Origin of the sequence: Undibacterium sp. Ji42W (assembly GCF_049340405.1) — a bacterium.
Taxonomy (GTDB): Bacteria; Pseudomonadota; Gammaproteobacteria; order Burkholderiales; family Burkholderiaceae_D; genus Undibacterium.
Genome location: NZ_JBMPOV010000018.1, coordinates 57,990 through 63,989, shown reverse-complemented (window position 1 = coordinate 63,989; position 6,000 = coordinate 57,990). Strand labels below are relative to the sequence as shown.

The following is a 6,000-nucleotide window of genomic DNA, read 5'->3' as shown; positions in this document are numbered from 1 at the left end:
CCTGTTCTCGGAAGCGGGCATACCTGGTGTCATTTATGGCGCAGGGCCACGTACCGTGCTGGAGTCCCATGCCAAACGTGCAGATGAGCGTTTGAGTCTGGAAGATTTACGCAAAGCCACCAAGGTGGTTGCTCGCACCTTGCAAGACTTGTTGAAATAAAAGAAAAGTGCAATTCAAAACAACAGTGAATCAGAACTCTTCCCAATCATCTTTGCTTGCTGAAGATGCTTTCTGTTTCGCTGGTGTTGGATCAGTCTTTTTTACAGCCACCGGCTTTTTAACATTGGGTAAGGCACGCACGCTCTTATTAGCGGTGGCAGACATTGCATTGCCATTCGCTTTACGCACGACTGCCACAGTGGCGGCGTGTGTGCCATCCAGCTTGAAGGTGCTAACCAGTTGCACCAGGCTGCCCGCCTGATCGCGCAGTGATTCTGCTGCTGCGGCTGCCTCTTCGACCAGCGCGGCATTTTGTTGGGTGACGGCATCCATCTCGGTAACGGCGCGGTTGATTTGTTCGATGCCTGCTTCCTGTTCGCGCCCTGCTGCGGTCAACTCACCCATGATGTCGGTCACGCTGCTGATGCTGGAGACTACCTGGGCCATGGTGGCACCGGCCTCATCGACCAGGCGGGTGCCAATATCGACTTTTTCTACCGAATCATTGATAAGGTCCTTGATTTCTTTGGCGGCGCTGGCAGAACGTTGCGCAAGATTGCGCACCTCTGATGCGACCACCGCAAAGCCACGCCCCTGCTCACCTGCACGGGCTGCTTCAACAGCTGCATTCAGCGCCAGAATATTGGTTTGAAAGGCGATGCCATCAATGACGCTGATGATGTCCACGATCTTTTTGGACGACTCATTGATCTTGCCCATAGTGTCCACCACTTGCGACACCACCTGCCCACCTTTGGTGGCAACATTTGCTGCCGACACGGCAAGTTGGTTAGCCTGGCGGGCATTGTCGCCATTGTGCTTGACGGTGGAGGTCAGCTCTTCCATGGAAGATGCGGTTTCTTCCAGCGAACCTGCCTGTTGCTCGGTCCGGGAAGACAGGTCAAGATTGCCAGTGGCGATTTCTGTCGAGGCACCAGCAATAGTGTCAGCACCAGTGCGCACCTGGCTGACAATAGTGGCCAGGCTGTCTTGCATGCTTTGCATGGCTTGCAAGACACGGCCAATCTCATTATTGGAATCGACGACAATGACTTGGCTCAAATCACCGCTTGCGAGTCTCTCAGCCGCTCTTCTTGCGACTAACAAGGGCTGCGTGATGGCGCGGATAATAATATATGCACTGACTATGGTGATAAGGATGGCGACGAGGGTAACAATCGCTACCGTCAGTCTTGCACTTGCAAATGATGCCTCTGCCAGTTTGGACGATTCCATTGCGCCAACGTGATTAAGCTCGACCAATTTGTCGAGTGATTCGCTGGCAGCATCATAAAATTTCTTGCCATCACCCTCAAGCAATGTCTTGGCCTCATCATTTTCTTTTTTTCTTGAATGGGCAATTACCTGCTCATGAATTTTCACATATTTAGCCCAGTTCTCGGCAAAAGTGGTGTACAGCTTTTTTTCTTCTTCGCTGCTGATCAGTTTGACATAGGACTGATTTTCTTTGTCCAGTACAGCCAACATTCCCGCAAAGCGTTTGTCCAGCGCATCTAGCGCGGCATCATCGCTATTGAGAATGTGCCTGAATTCAAGCATACGCAAGTTAGCAATCTGGGTGTCAATACGGTTGGCCACTTCAACGCTGGGTAGCCAGTCGGTCGTGATTTCATTAGTCGCATCACTCATTGCTGACATCTTTAAATAAGACGCAGTTGAGACAACCAGCAGCAATGCCATCATCAGACTAAAAGTAGCAATCAGGCGGGAAGAGATCGAGAAATTTTTCATTAAATACCTCAGTACAGCATTGATTTCGAGTTGAACCTGGCCAGCACAATAGCCTTATGTTGTCGTGAAAATGCGTGATCAGATAAAGTTGACTCCATAGTAGCGGACAATTGCCATCATGCAATGTCACGACACAAGATTTCACGCTTGAGGCGATAAAGGGATATTTGCGTTTTGGTGAGCGGCATTCGCCGCTCATAGTCATTTTGTTAAAGTTAACAATGTGGCCATAAGGTCTAAAAATGCAACATCAGCATCATTGCTGGACTTGGGTGGCTTGTGTAGTTTGGGTTGGCTTGAGAATAACCAGAACTCAGCTCCTCAAATTAAGCCGGGTTTTGGCGTAGATACACAAACTGTCAACTGTGTACAGGATATTGAATAAGATGAAGTGGCAGAAACGAATTTGTAGTTCAAATAGCGTGCGAAGCTGATATTCAAGTTTGTGTCGCACGCGCTTGGTCGCTGGCATGAAATTCTGGTTCAGGCCAACTGGTTTTTCCTGTCCACTGCTGCGGCCTGGCTGCGGGCAATTTCGAGTTCCATGGCTTTCATCTTTTCCTGATGTTCCATGGTACGTTGTTGCAGGTCAGTCTCATGCTGACTGGTCTTGATCCAGGCATGACAAACCGAGTAAGCGATGGCAACTGCAAATGCCCCCAGGGGAACGATTTGAGCGTAAGAGAGTATGTCAGACATGGCAGTTTTTCCTTGCTTGGTTGATTGAGACTCCAGTATAGGGAAGCCAGGCCAGATGCATAAGTAGCGACTGTAAGCAGTATTTCATGACATTTGTCATGACACCCTGGTCTGGCGAACTGCAAGGCTGGAAAGCAAAATGCAGGCAGACACAGCCGCAGCAACAAAGTAATACAGGTGTTACGGGATTTTCTTGCTAAGCTAGGCGCCCTGATAAAAGAATCAATAACGAGCGAATAAACGCCAACCGCTGCCATGAAACATCTGCTCCCCCTGCTTATCCTGCTGCCTGCCCTCGCTTTTGCTCAGGGCCAGGACAGCAAAACCACCTGCGCAGATAAGCGCCTGCTGCAGGCAGAAACACTGAAAAAATCCGGCATATTCCTGCCCGTGTTCAAGCATTACTGCTATAGCGACCAGTCTGGCAACTATGTGCTTTATCTAGCTGAAAAGCAGGATGTGAAAGGTGAAGAAAAACTGTCCAGCACAGTCGAAGCACACCTGCTGAAGATAGAAGCTGATCAATCCCTGAGCAGTATTGCCAGCATACGCGACAAGGCCAATGCTGATGAAGCGGGCATGGAATTCTGGAGCAAGCTGACAGAAATCAGCGACATAGACAAGGATGGCAGCGTGGAGCCCATTCTCGTCTATCGCTTCTATAACAAGAAAGAGGACAGGCCCGCTGAGCAAGATGCTTTTTCAGGTCGCATCAAGATAGTGATGTTCTACAAGGGTAGCAAGATGGTGATACGTGCCATTACGGGCACTCTGGATGGTGAGCGCGAAACCACGGCAACAGATAATTTCTTTGCCCTGCCTGTCTCAGTGCAAAAGCATTTAGTCAAGAAGATGGCGAACATGTACGAAGATAATTTGTATGGCTTTGATAATAGCTATCAGTTCAAGCCTGTGAACAAGCCTGTAAAGCCAAAAACAAAATAATCGCTTTCTATCCTCAACCATGAAACCAAGTTTATTTATGTTCCTGCTGGCATGCACCAGCTCTTTCGCCTGGGCGCAAGGCAAGGCTGTCAACACCACTTGCAAGAACGACGTCATGCTCATGCATGCTGCTACCCTGAAGAAACTGAACATACAATTGCCAGTGAGCCACCACTATTGCTACAGCGATCAAAGTGGCAATTATGTGCTGTACCTGGCGGAAGAACAGGACGTCGGATACCCAAGTGAAAACCTGTCAAACAGCATAGCGGCATATCAATTCAAGATAGAAGATGACCAGTCTCTTAGCTATCCCATCATCGTCCGCGACAAGGCCGCCAGGAATGATGCCGGGGTCGGATTCAGGGCAAAGCTGATCGAATTTGCCGACATAGATGGCGATGGCCGCATAGAGCCCATCCTGGTTTATCGTTTCTATCTCGATGACAATGCCAAGATAAATTACGACCCCTACTTTGGCCGCCTCAAGATAGTCATGCTGTACAAGGGAGAAAAAGTCGTGATAAGGGCAAGCACCGGGCCATATCATGGTGATGCATTCACGACTGCGAGCGAGAATTTCTTTTCCTTTCCAAAGTCCGTACAAGATTACCTGGCAAGAAAAATGAAGAAGATGTCAGAAGACAATCTTTTCGCCTTTGAGCACAACCACAACTATATGCCGCTCAAAAAGCGCGAGCCTTACAAGGAATTCTGAGGGCAGCTTCTGGCGAATTCGCTGCCCTCTTTTCCTTTAGCCTTAGGCAGGCTTGAATTCCATGCGCTTGATGTCACCGACAATAAACACATAACAAAAGATAGCAATGGCGGCATTGGCTGCGACAAAAACTAGGGCGCCGGCAAATGAACCAGTCGCTTGCAGGATATAGCCAATGACGATAGGCGTAGTAATACCGGCGACGTTGCCAAACGTATTGAACAGCGCACCACTCAGGCCGCCGGCTTCTTTTGGCGCGGTATCGGATACCACAGCCCAACCAAGAGCGCCTATGCCCTTGCCAAAAAATGCCAGCGACATGGTCGCAATGACGATTGCATCTGTCGTGATGTAATTGCAGAAGATCATGCTCATCGCCATCAGCAGGCCGATGACGATAGGTGTTTTCCTGGCCTTGGACAAAGAGACACCAGACTTGATCATGCGGTCAGAAATGATACCGCCGAGTACCCCGCCAATAAAGCCTGCAATGGCAGGTATGGCTGCGACGAAACCTGCTTTGAGAATAGTCATGTGCCGCTCTGTTACCAGATAGACAGGGAACCAGGTCAGGAAAAAATATGTCAGCGTATTGATGCAATACTGGCCGATATACACACCCAGCAGCATGCGGTTGGACAGCAATTGCTTGATGATGGAAGTGGTATCAAGTTGCTGTGTCTTTTTGACCTGATGGTTAGTCTCCAAATCAATCAAGGCCCCGCCATCTTTTAAATACTGGAGTTCCGCAGCATTGATACGTGGATGCGTTTGCGGGTCGTGCAGTTTGAACTTCCAGACCACAGACATCATGATACCCAGCGAGCCCATGACATAGAACACGCTGGGCCATCCCCATTGATGGACTATCCAGCCCATGAAGGGAGCGAAAATCACCGTTGCAAAATATTGCGCAGAATTGAATATCGCTGCCGCCAGCCCGCGCTCGCTGACAGGAAACCACGCAGAAGCAATGCGGCTATTTCCGGGAAACGAGGGTGCCTCTGCCGCACCTACCAGCAGGCGCAGCGCAAACAGTACGGCAATTGCCATCGCACCAGACAAAAAACCCACCAGGCCCATGAGCATGGTAAACAGCGACCACAGGAAGATACTGAAAAAATAAGTCCCCTTGGAACCATATCTGTCGAGCAGCCATCCACCAGGGATTTGCGCCAATACATAAGACCAGGCAAATGCCGAAAAGATAAACCCCATCTGCACCGTGGACAGACCGAGGCTCTTGCTCAACTCTGGCCCGGCGATGGAGATAGACGCACGGTCGGCATAGTTGATGGTCGTCACGATAAATAAGATCAGCAAGATGCCCCAGCGGGTTCCTGTACGTGTCTGGCTATTCTGCCTGCCTGTGATTAATGCTTGCGCGTCCATCCTGTCCCCATTTGTATAGTTTTTCGACATGGCATCCGGCTAGCTCTTTAAAGCAATGCCAAGGCCAGCTTAAATATATCTAAAACTATACATTGTTATAGGACATCCTACAACATTGGATTGTAACGAATATCGTTTTCGAGAACGATCAGCTTTTGCGACTTAATTTTTTTATTTTTCTTCTCTATAATTCATAGCAGATCATCGCTAAGCAGAGAGTGAGGGGATTATTACGTGGTTTATGTGCCAAAATTTATGTTGTACGATAACATATGATAAACATGAGATGATCGGAATGTGCAACCCATATGCTGTGGAGATTTGCAGAAAAACT

At 49.0% G+C, this 6,000-nt stretch carries 5 protein-coding genes and 1 pseudogene; 3 read left to right on the top strand and 3 right to left on the bottom strand.

The genetic code is table 11. The features are described 5' to 3' along the window. A pseudogene (locus ACO0LG_RS27670) lies at positions 1 to 160 on the top strand (peptidase M20); the annotation flags it as partial. Between the two features lie 30 nt (positions 161 to 190). Here the strand turns inward: ACO0LG_RS27670 and ACO0LG_RS27665 are convergent. Next, complete coding sequence (locus ACO0LG_RS27665; RefSeq protein WP_423031539.1) at positions 191 to 1,912, bottom strand: methyl-accepting chemotaxis protein; 1,722 nt, start codon at positions 1,910 to 1,912, stop codon at positions 191 to 193. A 483-nt stretch (positions 1,913 to 2,395) separates the two neighbouring features. Then, positions 2,396 to 2,611 (bottom strand): hypothetical protein, encoded by a 216-nt coding sequence (locus tag ACO0LG_RS27660; RefSeq protein ID WP_423031537.1) that lies wholly within the window; start codon positions 2,609 to 2,611, stop codon positions 2,396 to 2,398. A gap of 255 nt (positions 2,612 to 2,866) precedes the next feature. Between ACO0LG_RS27660 and ACO0LG_RS27655 the strand changes: the two genes are divergently transcribed. Next, positions 2,867 to 3,556, top strand: a complete 690-nt coding sequence (locus tag ACO0LG_RS27655) for a M949_RS01915 family surface polysaccharide biosynthesis protein (protein ID WP_423031536.1) — start codon at positions 2,867 to 2,869, stop codon at positions 3,554 to 3,556. 19 nt (positions 3,557 to 3,575) lie between these two features. After that, positions 3,576 to 4,274, top strand: a complete 699-nt coding sequence (locus ACO0LG_RS27650) for a M949_RS01915 family surface polysaccharide biosynthesis protein (protein ID WP_423031535.1) — start codon at positions 3,576 to 3,578, stop codon at positions 4,272 to 4,274. Between the two features lie 42 nt (positions 4,275 to 4,316). On the opposite strand, the gene ACO0LG_RS27645 is transcribed toward ACO0LG_RS27650, so the two are convergent. Beyond that, on the bottom strand, positions 4,317 to 5,666 hold the full coding sequence (locus ACO0LG_RS27645) for an MFS transporter (protein WP_423031543.1): 1,350 nt from the start codon (positions 5,664 to 5,666) through the stop codon (positions 4,317 to 4,319). Positions 5,667 to 6,000: the final 334 nt, after the last annotated feature.

Excerpts from the sequence above, each read along its gene's own strand:
- ACO0LG_RS27665 (WP_423031539.1), bottom strand. The coding sequence starts at position 1,912 with ATGAAAAATTTCTCGATCTCTTCCCGCCTGATTGCTACTTTTAGTCTG.
- ACO0LG_RS27660 (WP_423031537.1), bottom strand. The coding sequence starts at position 2,611 with ATGTCTGACATACTCTCTTACGCTCAAATCGTTCCCCTGGGGGCATTT.
- ACO0LG_RS27655 (WP_423031536.1), top strand. The coding sequence starts at position 2,867 with ATGAAACATCTGCTCCCCCTGCTTATCCTGCTGCCTGCCCTCGCTTTT.
- ACO0LG_RS27650 (WP_423031535.1), top strand. The coding sequence starts at position 3,576 with ATGAAACCAAGTTTATTTATGTTCCTGCTGGCATGCACCAGCTCTTTC.
- ACO0LG_RS27645 (WP_423031543.1), bottom strand. The coding sequence starts at position 5,666 with ATGGACGCGCAAGCATTAATCACAGGCAGGCAGAATAGCCAGACACGT.